The sequence below is a fragment of the Bacillus sp. FSL R9-9492 genome (genome assembly GCF_038007365.1).
Classification (GTDB): domain Bacteria; phylum Bacillota; class Bacilli; order Bacillales; family Bacillaceae_G; genus Bacillus_A; species Bacillus_A mycoides.
This window is the reverse complement of the sequence record NZ_JBBOXC010000001.1, coordinates 2090077-2106308: the sequence shown is the minus strand read 5'-3', so window position 1 is coordinate 2106308 and position 16232 is coordinate 2090077. Positions and strand designations below refer to the sequence as shown.

The 16232-nt window shown below is 34.3% G+C and carries 21 protein-coding genes; 6 read left to right on the top strand and 15 right to left on the bottom strand.

Features of this window, described 5'->3' with window-relative positions; all coding sequences use genetic code 11:
* Window positions 1–37 precede the first annotated feature (37 nt).
* From MKY70_RS10625 to spoIIP, 4 genes are all read right to left on the bottom strand, one after another.
* Entirely contained in the window at window positions 38–484 is a 447-nt protein-coding gene (locus MKY70_RS10625) for an NUDIX hydrolase (protein ID WP_002141412.1), read from the bottom strand.
* 23 nt (window positions 485–507) lie between these two features.
* The gene (locus MKY70_RS10620) at window positions 508–1248 is read right to left on the bottom strand and encodes a M15 family metallopeptidase (RefSeq protein WP_002031537.1); all 741 of its coding nucleotides are present in this window, start codon (window positions 1246–1248) and stop codon (window positions 508–510) included.
* 11 nt (window positions 1249–1259) lie between these two features.
* The gene (locus tag MKY70_RS10615; RefSeq protein ID WP_002141410.1) at window positions 1260–1757 is read right to left on the bottom strand and encodes a GNAT family N-acetyltransferase; all 498 of its coding nucleotides are present in this window, start codon (window positions 1755–1757) and stop codon (window positions 1260–1262) included.
* Window positions 1758–2023: 266 nt separating this feature from the next.
* Entirely contained in the window at window positions 2024–3178 is a 1155-nt protein-coding gene (gene spoIIP, locus MKY70_RS10610) for a stage II sporulation protein SpoIIP (protein WP_088032658.1), read from the bottom strand.
* Window positions 3179–3267: 89 nt separating this feature from the next.
* Here spoIIP and MKY70_RS10605 point away from each other — a divergent pair, with 89 nt between their 5' ends.
* Both MKY70_RS10605 and MKY70_RS10600 read left to right on the top strand, forming a co-directional pair.
* The gene (locus MKY70_RS10605) at window positions 3268–3564 is read left to right on the top strand and encodes a hypothetical protein (protein WP_044444214.1); all 297 of its coding nucleotides are present in this window, start codon (window positions 3268–3270) and stop codon (window positions 3562–3564) included.
* A gap of 4 nt (window positions 3565–3568) precedes the next feature.
* Complete coding sequence (locus MKY70_RS10600; RefSeq protein WP_080466632.1) at window positions 3569–3874, top strand: permease; 306 nt, start codon at window positions 3569–3571, stop codon at window positions 3872–3874.
* Here MKY70_RS10600 and MKY70_RS10595 read toward each other — a convergent pair.
* The 4 genes from MKY70_RS10595 to cbpA all read right to left on the bottom strand — a co-directional run bounded on the left by MKY70_RS10595 (window position 3847) and on the right by cbpA (window position 7216).
* Window positions 3847–4413 (bottom strand): DUF1572 domain-containing protein, encoded by a 567-nt coding sequence (locus tag MKY70_RS10595; RefSeq protein ID WP_088032654.1) that lies wholly within the window; start codon window positions 4411–4413, stop codon window positions 3847–3849. The genes MKY70_RS10600 and MKY70_RS10595 overlap by 28 nt on opposite strands.
* On the bottom strand, window positions 4394–4723 hold the full coding sequence (gene csaA, locus MKY70_RS10590) for a chaperone CsaA (protein WP_001263027.1): 330 nt from the start codon (window positions 4721–4723) through the stop codon (window positions 4394–4396). Before csaA ends, MKY70_RS10595 begins: the two co-directional genes overlap by 20 nt.
* A 66-nt stretch (window positions 4724–4789) precedes the next feature.
* Entirely contained in the window at window positions 4790–6127 is a 1338-nt protein-coding gene (gene brnQ4, locus MKY70_RS10585; protein ID WP_407707244.1) for a branched-chain amino acid transport system II carrier protein BrnQ4, read from the bottom strand.
* Between the two features lie 441 nt (window positions 6128–6568).
* Complete coding sequence (gene cbpA / locus MKY70_RS10580; RefSeq protein ID WP_002186059.1) at window positions 6569–7216, bottom strand: cyclic di-AMP binding protein CbpA; 648 nt, start codon at window positions 7214–7216, stop codon at window positions 6569–6571.
* A 389-nt stretch (window positions 7217–7605) separates the two neighbouring features.
* Here cbpA and MKY70_RS10575 point away from each other — a divergent pair, with 389 nt between their 5' ends.
* From MKY70_RS10575 to MKY70_RS10565, 3 genes are all read left to right on the top strand, one after another.
* Entirely contained in the window at window positions 7606–8475 is an 870-nt protein-coding gene (locus tag MKY70_RS10575; protein WP_088032652.1) for a hypothetical protein, read from the top strand.
* A gap of 209 nt (window positions 8476–8684) precedes the next feature.
* The gene (locus MKY70_RS10570; protein ID WP_088032650.1) at window positions 8685–9992 is read left to right on the top strand and encodes a hemolysin family protein; all 1308 of its coding nucleotides are present in this window, start codon (window positions 8685–8687) and stop codon (window positions 9990–9992) included.
* Between the two features lies 1 nt (window position 9993).
* Window positions 9994–10476 (top strand): DUF456 domain-containing protein, encoded by a 483-nt coding sequence (locus MKY70_RS10565; protein WP_000217328.1) that lies wholly within the window; start codon window positions 9994–9996, stop codon window positions 10474–10476.
* A 24-nt stretch (window positions 10477–10500) separates the two neighbouring features.
* Here the strand turns inward: MKY70_RS10565 and MKY70_RS10560 are convergent, their stop codons facing one another.
* The 4 genes from MKY70_RS10560 to cls all read right to left on the bottom strand — a co-directional run bounded on the left by MKY70_RS10560 (window position 10501) and on the right by cls (window position 13419).
* The gene (locus tag MKY70_RS10560; protein ID WP_113734621.1) at window positions 10501–11121 is read right to left on the bottom strand and encodes an NAD(P)-dependent oxidoreductase; all 621 of its coding nucleotides are present in this window, start codon (window positions 11119–11121) and stop codon (window positions 10501–10503) included.
* 239 nt (window positions 11122–11360) lie between these two features.
* On the bottom strand, window positions 11361–11540 hold the full coding sequence (locus MKY70_RS10555; protein ID WP_002086048.1) for a hypothetical protein: 180 nt from the start codon (window positions 11538–11540) through the stop codon (window positions 11361–11363).
* Between the two features lie 197 nt (window positions 11541–11737).
* Window positions 11738–12202 (bottom strand): spore coat protein, encoded by a 465-nt coding sequence (locus tag MKY70_RS10550; RefSeq protein ID WP_002012450.1) that lies wholly within the window; start codon window positions 12200–12202, stop codon window positions 11738–11740.
* Window positions 12203–12234: 32 nt separating this feature from the next.
* Complete coding sequence (cls, locus tag MKY70_RS10545) at window positions 12235–13419, bottom strand: cardiolipin synthase (RefSeq protein ID WP_002086049.1); 1185 nt, start codon at window positions 13417–13419, stop codon at window positions 12235–12237.
* Window positions 13420–13578: 159 nt separating this feature from the next.
* Here cls and MKY70_RS10540 point away from each other — a divergent pair, with 159 nt between their 5' ends.
* The gene (locus tag MKY70_RS10540; protein WP_000505094.1) at window positions 13579–13665 is read left to right on the top strand and encodes a YjcZ family sporulation protein; all 87 of its coding nucleotides are present in this window, start codon (window positions 13579–13581) and stop codon (window positions 13663–13665) included.
* Between the two features lie 129 nt (window positions 13666–13794).
* Here MKY70_RS10540 and MKY70_RS10535 read toward each other — a convergent pair whose 3' ends face one another.
* The 3 genes from MKY70_RS10535 to MKY70_RS10525 all read right to left on the bottom strand — a co-directional run bounded on the left by MKY70_RS10535 (window position 13795) and on the right by MKY70_RS10525 (window position 16190).
* Complete coding sequence (locus MKY70_RS10535; RefSeq protein WP_002012448.1) at window positions 13795–14301, bottom strand: acyl-CoA thioesterase; 507 nt, start codon at window positions 14299–14301, stop codon at window positions 13795–13797.
* Between the two features lie 119 nt (window positions 14302–14420).
* Window positions 14421–15290, bottom strand: a complete 870-nt coding sequence (locus MKY70_RS10530; RefSeq protein ID WP_044444221.1) for a TIGR03943 family putative permease subunit — start codon at window positions 15288–15290, stop codon at window positions 14421–14423.
* Between the two features lie 3 nt (window positions 15291–15293).
* Window positions 15294–16190 (bottom strand): permease, encoded by an 897-nt coding sequence (locus MKY70_RS10525; protein WP_000418719.1) that lies wholly within the window; start codon window positions 16188–16190, stop codon window positions 15294–15296.
* Window positions 16191–16232 lie beyond the last annotated feature (42 nt).

Here is a 16232-nt window from a genome sequence, read left to right as displayed (position 1 = left end):
GACAGGGATAAGACCATATCGCCTCAGACTCTTTTTATTATTTTACATATACTTCTTCTAACAAATGTAAAAACTCGCCTTGTTTACCTGCTAATTCAGGGCATTTGTTAATATCAATCCATTCATAACAAAATACTAAACCTTTGTCTTCCTCACCAGCACTTACTATATGTTCCCACGTATCTTTCACATCTGTTAATAATGAAATGTGGAAAAAATGACGTTTTTGATATTCCTTTTTTTCTTTCATATAAATAATGTAATCAGAAAGGAAGCGCTCGATACAAAAATGGCGTAGTCCTGACTCTTCTTGTACTTCACGTAAAATTGCTGCCTCTAACGTTTCGCCTTCATCTACCGTCCCGCCTGGAACTTGGATACCAGCCTCTCGTATATCACGATGTTTAAAAACGAGTAGTTGCATAGCCCCTTCTTTTTCTCTCGTAATATATGCATGTACCTTTTTCTTATATAACATCGTCATCTTAGCCCTCTCCCCTCAATTCATTACTGCGTTACTTCTTCAATCGTCAGTTGGTTTTCATATAAATATGTAGCTTGCGGATTCCCAACATACCGTACATGCCACGGTTCATAACGATAACCGGTAATCCCTTCTTTCTCTTTCGTATATCGAATAACAAAACCAAACTTATGGGCATTTTCAGAAAGCCACTTTCCTTCTTTCGTCTCCCCAAAAACAGTTTCTAGCTGAAATTTAGCAGATTGAGATGTAATATCCATAGCTAGTCCTGTTTGATGTTCACTCGTACCAGGGACTGCACTAGACATCGCTGTCTTTGCTTCTCCATCTTGTCTTTTATACATTGTATTTAATGCTTTTTGTCGATCAAAAGATCTAAATCCAGAGACTGCAAAAAGGAAAATCCGCTCATTATTGGCTTGCTGAAACATTTCCTCAAGTGCCACCGCTGCCTCTTTCCTCATCTTTTTCTTCTCTTGATCACCTTCACTAGAGTAACGTACTTTCGGAACAACTAAATCTGGCGGTCTATACCCATCTGGTAAACGCCTATTTTTATTCACAAGTACAAGCATCGAACTTGGATTACTAATGACTGCGATATCCCCATCCATATTAGCAATCGTTTCTTTAGCTTTCGGAAATATATTGTTTACATTTACTTCCTTCGCCTCTTGCTCCTTGTACATCTTATAATTTATTCCTGCTACTCCAATGATCAGTATCATTGCTACGATACCAAGTAGTGCCCATCTTTTTTTCATATAACGACCTCTTATTTTAATAATTTGGCCATTTCATACTCATCGATACCTTTTCCATCGATGATAAGAGCAGATTTTTTGACACCTTCTTGTTCAAATCCAATTTTGCTATATAGTGCCTGAGCTCTTGTATTGTGGGCCATTACCGTTAATTCTAAACGCCATACATCATGTAATCTTGCCCACTTCTCCACTTCTTTAAACAAACTCGTTCCAATACCTCGGCCACTATACTCTTGCAAAATACCAATTACAATGCCTGCCACATGTCTCTTTCTTTGAATATTATTTCCATTAACTAAAATAAACCCTACTATTCTCTCTTCTTCAACTGCTACAAATATTGTCGCATATTCATTTTCAATAAAACGGTGGACCATCTTTTCTTGTTGCTCTACTGTAGTTTTTCTTTCTCCTAGTTCGTATAACATAAATTTCGTTTCTTCGTCCAATTGCTTATTTAATTGCAAAAACGATGTTGCATCTTCTACTCTAATCTCTCGTATCACCTTGATCCCCTACCCATTCTGTTAGTTAAAAATTTTCCTTGTAAAAAGATTTTCTCTATTTTTGCGAAAATCCCTTTCTAATTCTCCTATTATAAATAGACAAATTTCGATATTACTATAGCAATTACAAATTATGTCTATAATGTGACATCTTATCATCCTCATTTCATGACAAACAAAAAACGTAAGCTGTACACTTACGTTTTCCCCCAATTGATGTAGGCTGATAACCATCGGCAATGCCTACCACTAATTCAAATTTCACTTTATCCATTCACTTTTTCTGCTTGCCAAAAATATTCACCAAATGCTTTAGCAAGTGCATCAATTGATCGATTTAATTCTTCCTCTGTATTATCTACCCCGCCAACTTCAATTAATATCGCTTGTCCTGATAGGTCTTGATTGTAGACTCCATTTCCTGTTTGGAATCCTTTTTGAATTACACCACGGCTCATTCCCGGATATTTCTTACTAATCGTCTCATGTAACGCAGTTGCTAATTGTAAGTTTTTTTCATAGTTTTTGTTACCTTTCCCAATTACAAAAGCAAGCTTAGCATATGATTTATCTCCAATTGTTTTTGTTGTTACATTTTTCCGTGCACTATCACGGTGTAAATCGAAGAAGTATTGTAATTCTTTATTACCAGCCATCGCTTCTTGTACAATTTCCCGTGACAGTTTATAAGAACTATTACTATTTAATCCTTTACTTATTAATTTTTGACCGACATTAGTCTTATCATTAGTAGCACCTATCCCTTCACTTGCCAGTTGTTCACGAAAGCGATCTCCAACTATTGAAATATTCGTTACAGAACTCGTTGCTTTATTTGGATTAGGATCATTTGTTAAGTTAAGTAACGGCAAATAAGATTCCCAGCTATGTGAATGATAAATCAATGCAACTTGTCTTTTTCCAGTCGTTTGAGCTGGTTGTTTCTTCTCTTTATTCGTATCAGGCTTTGGCGCTTGTCCACCTTCTCCAGTCCGTTCTTTCACTACTTCTTCAAGAGGAACACTCGACTCTATCGGTAAGTTAGAATAATTTGTTCCCTCACCTGCGATAACGATTTCTGTATCGTACTTACCAAAGCCAGGAAGCTCTTTCCCGACAAAACTACGTACATCATCAAAACGAATATTCGTAGCCATCGAAAAGAGGAATGAAGAAATAGAAAAGTCTTGATTCAAATTCCGGTACTCCTGTGTAAAATAATGATTCTCTTTCCCAATAACGTACATGTAGCCATTCATCGATAACTCATTTAACCAATTATATAAATACGTTGACTTTGTCTCTTTCATAGAGGTTACCATCATACTAATAAGAAAAAAAGTCGCCAGTACTGTAGTAATAATAAATAAAACTAACTTACGTACACTTGTGAACTTCACGTAAAAAAAGCCTCGATTCATGCTATCACCCTCTCTATTTCAAGTTATGTACAAGCTCTAGAGAATAGACCGCTTAAATTCCGGCTATATTGTTAATGAGGTGAAATGAATTGAAGCTACTAATAGGAACATTACCAATCGTCTTATCATTTATTTTTTATTTGTTTGCTTTACATCCTAAAATTCGTATTGTGCTACATATTTCTGCGTACTTTGCACTGTATGTACTCGGTACAGTTATTTCCATTAATATATACGATGTTTTAATACAAGATTTAGTTTTCATGACGAGCATTCATGGAATTTTACTGAATCCATTTTTCCTTATTGCAGGAGCCTATATAGGAACATACACTTTATACTTACTTTTGTCTTACATTATTACAAATATAAAAAATGGAGCGTAATGAAATGCAACCACCGTTCATCTGTCATACATGCAAAAAAAGAATTGCGCGAAAGAAAGATCTTATTACCTCTACACGGCATTTCCGCTTTTATTTGTTTCATAACACTTGTTTCAAAAATCAGCAATTATTTGTCTCACGTTTTATTCCTATAAATACACTCTTCGGTTTCTTTCTTATTACATATGGGCTTATTGCTGGCAGCATTCTAATGTTCACGGAGCCCTCTATCAATTGGCTTATTTTTTTGCTTCCTATTTTATATCGGTTTCTTTCATATTATTACGTTGAACGTTTTTTCTGTAAATAACTAGTAGATTGACCTCTAGGAATGCTTAAACACTCCCATTCATTTTCTTTTAACATTTTACCAATGTAAATGATTTGTCCAATATGTAAAGCATAATGAGAAATTTGCCTTTCGATCGCTTGCATGACAGTGTGTTCTTCTCCACGAATGTATACTTTCTGCAAAATCTGCTCTGCTGTTAAAGTATCCATCGTTTTAAAAACATACTCCCACCCTTCTTGCCACGCAGCAAGCGCTTCTTGTTTTGAATTGTAGCCACCTTCAAATTCACCATCTCGGTTACGATCTATTTTTTCGCCATCAGACGTTAAAAATTTCGTCCATCTTGAACGCATATTACCATGCAAATGTTTCATTATAATCGCTATGCTATTTGTTTCTTCATGAGAAGACCATTGTATTTGTTCGTATGATAATTGAGAAAGTACCCGTTCTCCTTGTTGCTTTGTTGTTTTGAAATTAGAAATGGCACATTGTAAATATTCTCGTCCGATATCCATATTACCCCCTACCTTCACACTAACTAATTTTTGTTCCATTTGGCAGTTCCATATTAGGCTGAAGCAACACAACATCACCAGCTTCAGGAACTCCACCTAATACAAGCACTTCCGATTTAAATCCAGCTACACGCTTTGGCGGAAAATTTACAACAGCAACAATTTGCTGACCGATTAAGTCTTCTGGATTATATCTCTTCGTAATTTGAGCACTTGACTGCTTGACCCCAAGCTCCCCAAAATCAATTTCTAGTTTAATCGCTGGCACTCTCGCTTCTTTAAATTCCTCTGCCTGTGTTACTGTTCCAATTCTTACATCAAAAGTTAAAAAATCTTCAAAATTAGCCATTTTATCATTCCTCCCAATTATTACTTAGACAAAATACAAAAATCCCCTTTAAAAAAAGAAAGGCGCCTAAGCACCTTTCTTTTGTAATTCACTTAATTCATTTGATTTATAGAAGAAGAAACCGAGAATCCCGCCAATACATGATGGGATTAGCCATCCTATTCCTTCTTTATATAATGGTAACATTTGTAGCACATTAGAAATCGCATCAATTTTAATGTTCGCACTTTCTAAACCGTTAAAGAAACTAATTAACAACGCACCTAAAATAGCTCCAATATATATTGTATTACGCTTCCCTATCCATTTATGGAAATATGAAAGAACGATTAATACAATTGCAACTGGATAAATGATCATTAACACTGGTAATGTTACTGTGATTAATTGTGTTAACCCTAGGTTAGATACAATTAAACTAAATACACATACCATAGTTACAATCGTTTTATGCGAAAGTTTTGGGAATAAGTTTGTAAAGAAGCCAGCACACGCAGATGTTAATCCAACAGAAGTTGTTAAACAAGCGAGTATAATTACAAGTCCTAATAAAATTTTGCCACTTGTTCCATATAACTCATTTACAACATTCGTTAAAATAAGACCACCGTTCTCCGACACACCAAGTGATGTACTTGTAGATCCAAGATATGCAAGTGATAAATATATTAACGTTAAGCCTAATACAGCAATAATCCCTGATACAACTGTTATTTTTGCGATTTGTCCGCTCTCTTTTATCCCTTTTGAGCGAATAACTTGTACAACAACAATCCCAAACACAAGTGCACTAATCGCATCCATCGTTAAATATCCTTGAATAAATCCACCAAAGAAAGCATTCTCTTTATAAGCAGCTAAAGGTGCAGCCGGTTCTCCAATTGGATCAATAATTGCTTTTCCGACAATAACAGCAACAATCAATACTAACAATGGTGTAAGAAATTTCCCGAACCAATCCACTAATTTAGATGGATTTAATGATAAATACCACGTTATTCCGAAGAAAATTATAGTGAAAAGAAATAGCATGTACCACTCAGAAACCAATGCCTCTGATAAAAATGGCTTCATACCCATTTCAAATGAAACGGCTCCAGTACGCGGAATTGCGAAAAATGGTCCAATCGCTAAATAACTAATCAATGGGAAAATAAACGCAAATATAGGGTGAACTCTAGAAGATAGCGCTTTCAAGTCCCCCTCTACAAACGCGACAGCTGTCACAGCTAATAGGGGTAATCCGACTCCCGTTACAAGGAATCCAATTGTAGCAACCCAAACATTCTCTCCAGCTTGTTGCCCTAAAACTGGTGGGAAAATTAAATTTCCTGCTCCTAAAAATAGTGCAAATAACATTAAACCAATTGCTACTGTATCACCTGGCCTTAAACGTCCCTTCATAATTTTCATTTGCATAGCACTTTTTCATTGTTTATATCTCTTTTCACAATATGCTATGCATCCTCCTCTCTGCTCAAGATGATAAAATATGCCCCTTACAAAGCAGTGTCTTTCTCCATAATTTCTCCATTCCCCTTATTCTTACTCTAATTATTAATTTTTGATTTTTTTGAAAATTTAACTCATTAGAGTGGTATTGCGTGGAGTATAGTTGTCAGACCTCTTTGTTTTTATCACACATATAGTAACATATTTAGTTGAAAAATAAAAACATATTTTCAATTTGATTTTTTTGAAAATCAAAATTATCTACATATACTTCCTTTATTTATTCTATTACACAAATATTTTTTAAAATTTACGATTCATATATTTTAATATATTTAGATATCTTTATGTGAAAGAAAGTAAAAGCCATCAAAAATAAGATGGCTTTACTTTTTAGTCTATCGTTTCAACTTCACGTGGATTATTCATCTCTTCAACATACACAACTCTAAATCCATGGTCTTCTAAATCCTTTAGCAATGTTTCTAATTCACTATCTTCAAACTCTTCTCCCAATGTAAACATTATTCTACGTACTAATAAAGCATCATTATCAAAAGTCATTAAGCTTTGAATACCAGTGTATTTCTTTAGCACTGTCGATAATTTTTGAATGGCCCCATTATAATCTTGTGTTCCAATCATGACAGAATATTTACTAGAATGGACTCCCCATGCATCTTCTAATAGTTCAAAAACTTTTTTATGAGTTAAAATACCAAGGAAGACCCCTTTTTCATCAACTACTGATAAATACGGTAGTTTTTTAATTGTAAAAAATACTTTAAAGAAGGAAGAGTCTTCTCTCACGTACCCATTTTTATCGTTCAATAATTGTAATACATTATCTTCAAGTGAACCTTTATATTCTAAAATATCTACTTTGTATACATTCCCTAAAAACTTCTCTTTTTTTTCATCTAAAACTGGTACACAACGATACCCCGTTTTATTTAAATGTTCCAGCGTTTCCCCTATCGTAATTGAACTTGAGCAAAACAAAACTTCCCTTTTTGGCACATAATTCCCTTTAATCCTCATAAAAAAGCCTCCTTATGCTAAAATACTTTCTGTGCCATAACTATATTATATTTTCAGAAAAAAATAAATATATTATTTTATTTTTCTGAAAATTATTCATTTTTCCGTCATAATTTATTCATTAATCATACACTTATTTAAATTGAAACTTTAATAAGTGGGGATTTCCCCCCCACTTATTATTAGCCTTCACCAATCGGGCTTTTACTGGCAGTCGATATACCCACCTAACTTCTACGCATTCGCCGCATTTTGAGGTAGAGTCTTACTGCCCGTTAAAGCGGGATAATCTCTCTAACTTACTTCGAGAAAAATATGTTGTAACTTTATCCGAAAAAAGCTAAAATAAGAATAAGAATTTTCTGAATATTCAAAGAGTAGGTGATTGTATGTCCTTATTGCGCTCACATATATGTAAATTTATAGCCGGTGTTTTGATTATTTTTGTCATAAGTCCCCTTCCAGCATTATTCATTACACATAATTACTCCTACTTAACTGGATTTGTAAGCATTTTTCATAATTTAGCACAGCCTTCTTCCATTTCAATTCCAACAATTGATTGGATGCATGAGCCTATCCTTTTCTCAGCAAATCAGCTTGTACATACCTCTAACCATTCGTCACCACTGTTCCCCTACATATGGGAAATATATTTTTTATCAATCGTTCGTTTCACATTCACTCTTGTAATCGGTTTCTTTATAAGTCTAGGAATTGGCCATCTATTTTTAAAAGCACCAAACTCATTAAAAAAGTGTAGTTCTTTATTTCGCTGGATACCGTATTCTTTTGGCACTGTGATATTACAATGTTCAGTCCTATTATCACTTCTCTACATATCTAAATTCATAAAGTTTCCTTTCTTCTCTTCTTTTATCATCGTATGTAGCACTTCTATGATAATCGTTATGCAAGCAATTAAAAAATGGCTACCGTTCTTAAATACTACTAATGAATACGAAATAAAAAATTCATCTTTCCTTGTTGATACGTTATTTATTGCGCTTACTTCCAATCATAAATCTATTTTGAGTTCCATTATTCTTTCATTCGTTTTTATGGAATGTATTTTTCATACAAACGGACTATTACAATTTATCGTCCAATTTGGTAGAAATGCACCTATAGTTGTCACAATTGGTTTATTACTACTTTATATTCCATATAGCATCTTATCGTTTCTCCAAGCTTTATGGACAACAAACCACTCTAAACAAAACACGTATACTTTAACTAGAAGTATTTCGAAACCATAACATAGAATAACCGTCTACTTAAATTAAAAGTAGACGGTTATTCCTATTATATAGAGGACAAAATAACAGCAAATTAAAAAACTACTATAGAAACCTACCATTATTTACCCATTTTCTTTGACTAATCTTTTCATTTGGATTTATTATAAGAGTATAACATAATTACAGGAGGTGACATCTTTATTCCAAATTAGGAATAAAGAACACACTTGGACATATTAAATATTTTTCTCATCTTTATACTTATCCTTATTTCTGGTTTTTTCGTTGCTTCAGAATTCGCTGTCGTAAAAGTACGAAAAAGTCGAATTGACCAGCTTGCTAATGAAGGTAATAAACAAGCATTAGCTGCAAGAAGCGTTTTATCTAACTTAGACGTTTATTTATCCGCTTGTCAGCTTGGCATTACTATCACCTCTTTAGGACTTGGTTGGCTTGGTGAACCAACTGTGGAACATTTACTGCGACCACTATTTGAAAAAATCAATATTACTGGAACAATGGCTAACACGTTATCCTTTATTATTGCTTTTAGTGTGATTACTTTTTTCCATGTTGTATTAGGCGAGTTAGTTCCTAAGTCTTTCGCAATCCAAAAAGCTGAAGCAATCACATTAAAATTTGCAAAACCACTTATTTTATTTGATAAAATTATGTATCCGTTCATTTGGCTTCTCAATAGTGCAGCTATATTTTTCACAAAATTACTCGGTTTAGAGCCTGCGAAAGAAAATGAGCTTGCCCATTCCGAAGAAGAACTACGACTCATTTTAGGTGAAAGCTATAAAAGCGGCGAAATTAATCAAACCGAATATAAATATGTAAATAATATTTTTGAATTTGATGATCGTGTTGCTAAAGAAATTATGGTACCTAGAACTGAAATGGTTTGTTTATCTACTGAAAATACGTTAGAAGAAAATATGAAAATCGTTGCAACTGAAAAGTATACACGTTATCCTATTATAGAAAAGGATAAAGATGATATTATCGGAATGATAAATACGAAAGAGATTTTTCATAATCAAACAAAAGGCATTTACAAACCACTTGATGCTTACATACATCCTGTTTTAACTGTATTTGAAACAGTTCCCATTCGTAAAACGTTAATACACCTCCAAAAGAACCGCGTACAGATGGCGATTGTTATGGATGAATACGGCGGAACTGCTGGCCTTTTAACGATGGAGGATATTCTTGAAGAAATTATCGGAGAAATTCAAGATGAATTTGACGCAGACGAATCACCAATGATTGAAAAGCGTACTCCTAGGCTTACTGTTTTAGATGGGAAGGTACTCATTTCTGAAGTAAATGATATGTTTGGCCTACATATCGATGAAAGTGATTTAGATACAATTGGTGGTTGGCTTCTCTCTCAATCAATTGATTTAAATATTGAGGCTGGCTATTCAGTTGAATATGGTGGTTTTCAATTTAAAGCATTAGAACTTGATGGGCATCAAATTAAAAAGATTGCTGTACATAAATTAGATACTACAAAGGAGTTATAAAGTGACTGTTTTACTAACAATTTGTATCATTGCTTGTTTCATTGTTTCATTTCTTGCCTTTATATACCCCATTATCCCTGGCATCCTTGCCGTATGGGCTGGCTATTTCATTTATCATTTTGGAATAAACGGCGGAGAGTTAACGACATCTTTTTGGATTATTCAAGTCATTTTTACACTCTTCATTTTCGTTGCTGACTTTATTGCAAATGGATACTTCCTAAAAAAATACGGAAGTACAAAATCGGGCGAACGTGTTGGTATGGTTTCTATCATTGTCGGATCGTTCTTCTTCCCACCATTCGGGCTTATTATCATACCGTTCTTATCTGTATTTATTACGGAACTAATGCATAAAAAGGCGCCAAAAGACGCCCTTTTAGTCGGAATTGCAACTGTTGTCGGTTTTTTAAGTAGTACAGTAGCGAAAGCAATTCTCCAAATCATTATGATTATCATCTTTGTATGCTATATCATTTTTTAGCCATCCCTATTTTGGGATGGTTTTTTAATATGAAATACCTACTCGGCTTTTCTCGTATAAGCTTTTATTACGTAAACTCCATGTAAACTGAGCTGTATCACCAACTGTGATTTTCGATCCATCTGTTGGCAACATATCTTTTTCAGTTCGATATACACCTGTTACATCACCATCTACTAAATGCGTCGGACAAACAACAGTCCAACATAGTTTACTATTATTCAGCACTTCATAAGCAGCTAAATGATCTTCCGCAGCTGTTGTCATTTTTCTTTTCGATTCTTTTGATTGGAAACGATATATACTTGGGTTTGTTCGCGCTTGTAAAATACCAGCAGTTCCTATTGTAACAATTTTCTTTATGCCCTCTTCTTCCATTTGCTTTATAATAATCGGTACACTCTTCTCTAACGTCCCATTCCGATCGGTTCCAAGAGCACTAATTACAATATCACATCCTTTAATCGCTTCCTTTATATCATCTCCGCTTAATACATTTCCCTTAATAACTTGCAACCTTTCATGCTCTGTTTCCACTCTACTCAAATCACGAACTAATATCGTTACTTCATATGAATCTTGTAATGCCAATTTCATAATGTGTGATCCTACTCTACCTGTCGCTCCTAATATGCATACTTTCATATATTATCCCCTCTTCCATTCTTTCTCTCTATTTTTCCGCAAAACTTACAAATATACAACAAAAAAGCTCCCTCGTATATGTGAGGAAGCTCTGTTATCCATTTATCCCGCTATTTGCGGGCAGTAAATTCGGCGAATGCGAGGAAATTAGGTGGGAGATAACTGCCCGTAAATGCCCGATTGGTGTGGGCTAATAATCAGTGGGGATGGACAAAATCCCCACTGATTAAAGTTTCACTTTATTTCTTTTCTTTCGAATCAGAAGATTTTTCTGTTCCACTTGTTTCTTTATCTTTCTTTTCATCTTGCTGCGAAGTTGTGTCATCCTCTTTCTTTTTATCCTCATCTTTACTACAACCTACCATTAATAAAGAACTTGCAAGTGCCATAGCAGTTAATGACTTAACCCATTTGTTCATTTGCGTTTCCTCCCTTTGATAGAATATGTACAATCCCATATTACTCTTTTTTTTTAAAGGGAAGATTTAAAAACAGTAAAGATATTGTAAACTTTTGTAAATACTCTGATAACACAACTGGTTTTTCTCAATTCTTCTAATTGAGCCTTTCATTAGACATAAAAAAACTAAGACGCCTTTCATTCCGTCTTAGTTTTTCACGCAAACTTCTCACTTTCATTTTCATATAAATGTTTAATTTTATATTCCTTCTTCACAACATATTGCCAAACACTATAAGCATAACGATTCATTTTCACAAAACAATTTTCCAAGAAAGAACGAAACTCTGGGTTCGCAACTTCTACTGCCACTTGAGCAAACTTTAATGCTAATCGTTTCAAATGTGAAATATAACAAATAGCAATCCCAATATCCCCTGTATACTCATTATCTGTTTCCCTATCCATTTCAGTAAATTCCGGCCACATTTGTTTACAAGTTATATGTTGTATATTTTCTCCTTCTTGAAAATTCACTTGTTCATTATATGCTTGTAACATATACGGCAAATGATGCTGTAATATATCCTTTAATTCTTCATCTCGAACCTTGCTCGTGTATTCTCCAACTTTATATATAAGTGTGTAACTATATGTCATCAATTCTTTCATACAATCCATTAAAGCGCCTCCCTTCCTATTTCATCTCTATACTATAAATATGATGCGATAACATTTGATATTCTTGCTAGAAACCAATCCCATCTACTAATTTTCTCAAAATCTTCTTCAGAAAATCGTTTTGATTTATGAAAGTCTTCTTTTAATCGACTCCATACGTCAGCAACGACTGTCTTATCATATATGAAACAGTTAGATTCGTTATTTAAGTAAAAACTTCTATTATCAAAATTTGCTGTACCAATATCAACCATTTCCTCATCGATGATTGTTACTTTCCCATGAAAAAATCCATTTCGATATTGATAAATCTCCGCTCCAGCATCTAACATGTCTTTCAAATAAGGATAGGCAGCCTGTTTTAGCAATACTGCATCACTTTTAAATGGGACGAGGATTTTTACATGGACACCACGATTTAATGCATCTTTCAGCCCCTTCACCATTTCTTTACTCGGTACAAAATATGGTGTAGCGATAATTAAAGAATGTTTTGCCTTCTTTAAAAACGCTCCATACTCCTTCCATAAACCTTTTCCATTCGAAAATACGTATTGATATTTTACATTTCCTTGCACAGGTAACTCTTGGTGTATAGGAAACTTTTCTCCCGTATCTTCTTGCCAATCTTCCGCAAACTTCCGTTCCATATCAGTAGCTCCATTCCCTTCGATGCGTACATGATAATCACGCCACGGACCAAATTTAGGATCCTGTCCAAGATATTCCTTTCCAATATTGAAGCCACCAATGTACGAAACTTTCCCATCTATAGTAACAATGCGTCTATGATTACGTTGATGCAAAGAATAAAATAAGTTTTTTAATTTAGGTTTTTTACTAAATGTAAACTTCACGCCTTTTTCTTTTAATTGATTAATTATCTTTTTCTTAAGCTTATATCCGCCAATGCGGTCTACTGACAATTTCACATCTACTCCGCTAGATGCTTTTTTCTCTAATAACTGTAAGAACTTTTGGCTTACTTCATCTTTTCCTACAATATAAAAATGAATATACACATTCTTTTCTGCACGATTTATATCCTCAAATAAACTTTTATATAACTCATCACCGTTCGTATATACTTGAAAATCCCCTGATCGGATTTTTTCTAATTCATATCCACTAGCCATTTTCTTCCCCATTTCCACATCAACGTTCATCCATATGAATACACCTATAAAACAAATTATTACAATTAAAAAGCGCTTCATGGATACGTTCCTTTCTCTAACTACTGTTATTCCTATATCTTTCCTTTTTTAAAACATTATCATACAAAAAATATGTCATTGCATGATATACGTCCATATCAAACAGGAGCTCATCTGCATATTGTATGTTGTATCTTAAAATAAAAGGAGGAAATAACAATGGGCTTCGCACATGGTAATGGATTTGCGCTACTAGTCGTATTATTTATCCTCTTAATTATCGTCGGTGCTGCTTGCTTCTGCTAAGCAGTTATTGTAGTACGATATGGGGATGAAAAAACTATAAAAGCGGACACCTATTTTTAGGTGTCCGCTTTTCATTTCAAAAATCTCCTAACCTATTACAAAATAGTACCACTAGGAAAATATTTTACATCAAAAAGTTAGCAGTGTAGCTACCTTCTTACTCTCTGCCTTACGAATATGGCGCTGTTCTGCACGTAACACAGCAATTCGATGCAATTCTTTCTCCTCTTCTGTCTCAGGGATAACACGCGGTACAGGGACTGGATTATTCTCCTTGCTAAGCGCAACAAAAGTAACGAATGAAGTTGCTGCTACACGTTTTTTACCTGAAATTAAATCTTCTGCTACTACTTTCACAAATATCTCCATAGAAGTTCTTCCCGTCCAAATTACGAAAGATTCATAACTAACACAATCTGAAGAACGTACTGGATGTAAGAAATCTACCCAATCCATAGACGCTGTGACACATTCCATTCTCGAGTGTCTCGTTGCTGAAATTGAAGCAACCATATCCATCTCCGCCAATATCTTTCCACCAAATAGCGTGTTATGATCATTTAAATCCGTTGGAAATACTCGACTCGTTTTAAACACCCTTGATTCATTAGCTGTTTTACCCTTTACTTCAGTCATTGTTATCACCCCTTTAATTATTTATCCCTAATATCCCAATATACACTACACCTCATGAACTACACGTTTAATATTAACAATTTTTAGAACTTTTAGTCCACAAAAAAGAACCGATTTTATCAATCGGCTCCTCTAAATACATATTGTTCTTTCGGCTGTTCAACTTTATTCCATTTCGTTACCTCTAAAACAGGAATATTTGCATGGAACGGCTGATAAAATTCAGTTGAAATTTCTCCCTCTACCTGAATCCAATCATCATTTTTCCACTCTACACCTTCCGGTTTTTTAACTAACATACCATATACACCCGAATCCGCTACACAATGTATAATACCGAAACGGAATAAGAAATATTGTTCCTTTTTAGAAGAATCATCTCGGAAAACAAATCCTTTATAAGACAGAGTTTTACCAGTAAATTCACCAGGATAATTATAAATTGTCTCCATACCCTTTAAGAAATCTTCATCTTTTAAAGTGATATTATCTTTCGTAACAAACTCTTTCTTCCCTTTTTCCATTACACCACGATATCCTTCTTTCCCGTAATAAATACTCGTATCCGGTCTTAAGAATTGTCTTGTCATAAATGGATCTTTACTTTCTGCTTGCGCTACTGGAAAATGGAATCCCTTCGCCTTAACAATATCGGAATCTAATGTTGCAATTGGGAAAAACAATCCTGTAATGATTGGAAAACAGAATAACGTGTAAGAAAACACCTTTTTCCACCATGTATTCTCATCTTTCGAATGATCATGCCCACAATGACTATGATCACAACTACAATCATGTTTCTCTTTTTCCTTTTGGTGCTCTTTTTGGAAAACGATAATAATTTGTACAATCGTTAAGAAACCTAAAATAATAGCAGCAGTTTTTGATAAATAGGCGTACTTCATATTTATATACTTCGTAATGTTACCGGAAATATGAAGCTGTCCAATTAAAATTGTAAAGCCTAATAATATATATGCTCGAAACATAACCTACCACCCCATCGCATAAATGAGTAGTGAGCTTGCATAAACAACAAGTGTAACTGTAACCGTCACAACAATTACAAATTTTGTTTTAAATGTCGCAAGCATCATAAACATATTTTTAATATCCACCATCGGTCCATATACGAGAAACGCGACAAGTGACGCTGTTGAAAATGTACTTTGGAACGAAGAAGCAATAAATGCATCTGCCTCTGAACAAAGTGATAAAATGAAAGCAAGTCCCATCATTACAGCTGATGAAGAAAACGGACCTTGTCCAATAGCAAGCAATGTTGAAGTTTGTACAAACGTTTGAACTGCAGCAGCAATTAACGCTCCTAACACTAAATATTTCCCCATTGAGAAAAATTCCTCAACAGCATGTGTACATACATCCCACATTTTTGTACGTAACGGACGCTTATGGTTCACTTCTGGGAAGTGATCATCTCTTAATTGATGTTCTTTAAACATAAATGATAATATAATTCCAACGATAATTGCTACGATAATCGCTACAATAGAACGATACCATACCATGTGCATACTACTTCCAAAAGCAACATATGTTGCAAATAATACAACTGGATTAATAATCGGTCCAGTTAACATAAATGCAATTCCTGCATAGGGTGGAACCCCTTTTCCGATTAATCGTCTTACAATCGGAACAATTCCACATTCACATCCAGGAAACATCATCCCTAAAAAAGTAGCTAATAAAACAGACAGAAATCGGTTTTTAGGCATCCATTTTGCCACCATATCTTCTGTCACAAACATTTGAATGAATCCTGAAATAAATACACCAATTAGCACAAAAGGAAGTGCTTCGATTAATATTGAGATAAAGATTGTATTCATTTGCAGGAATGCTTTCGGTAATTGAAACAATTCCATGATGTATTTCCTCCAACTTTTCATTAACAATATGTAATTTTA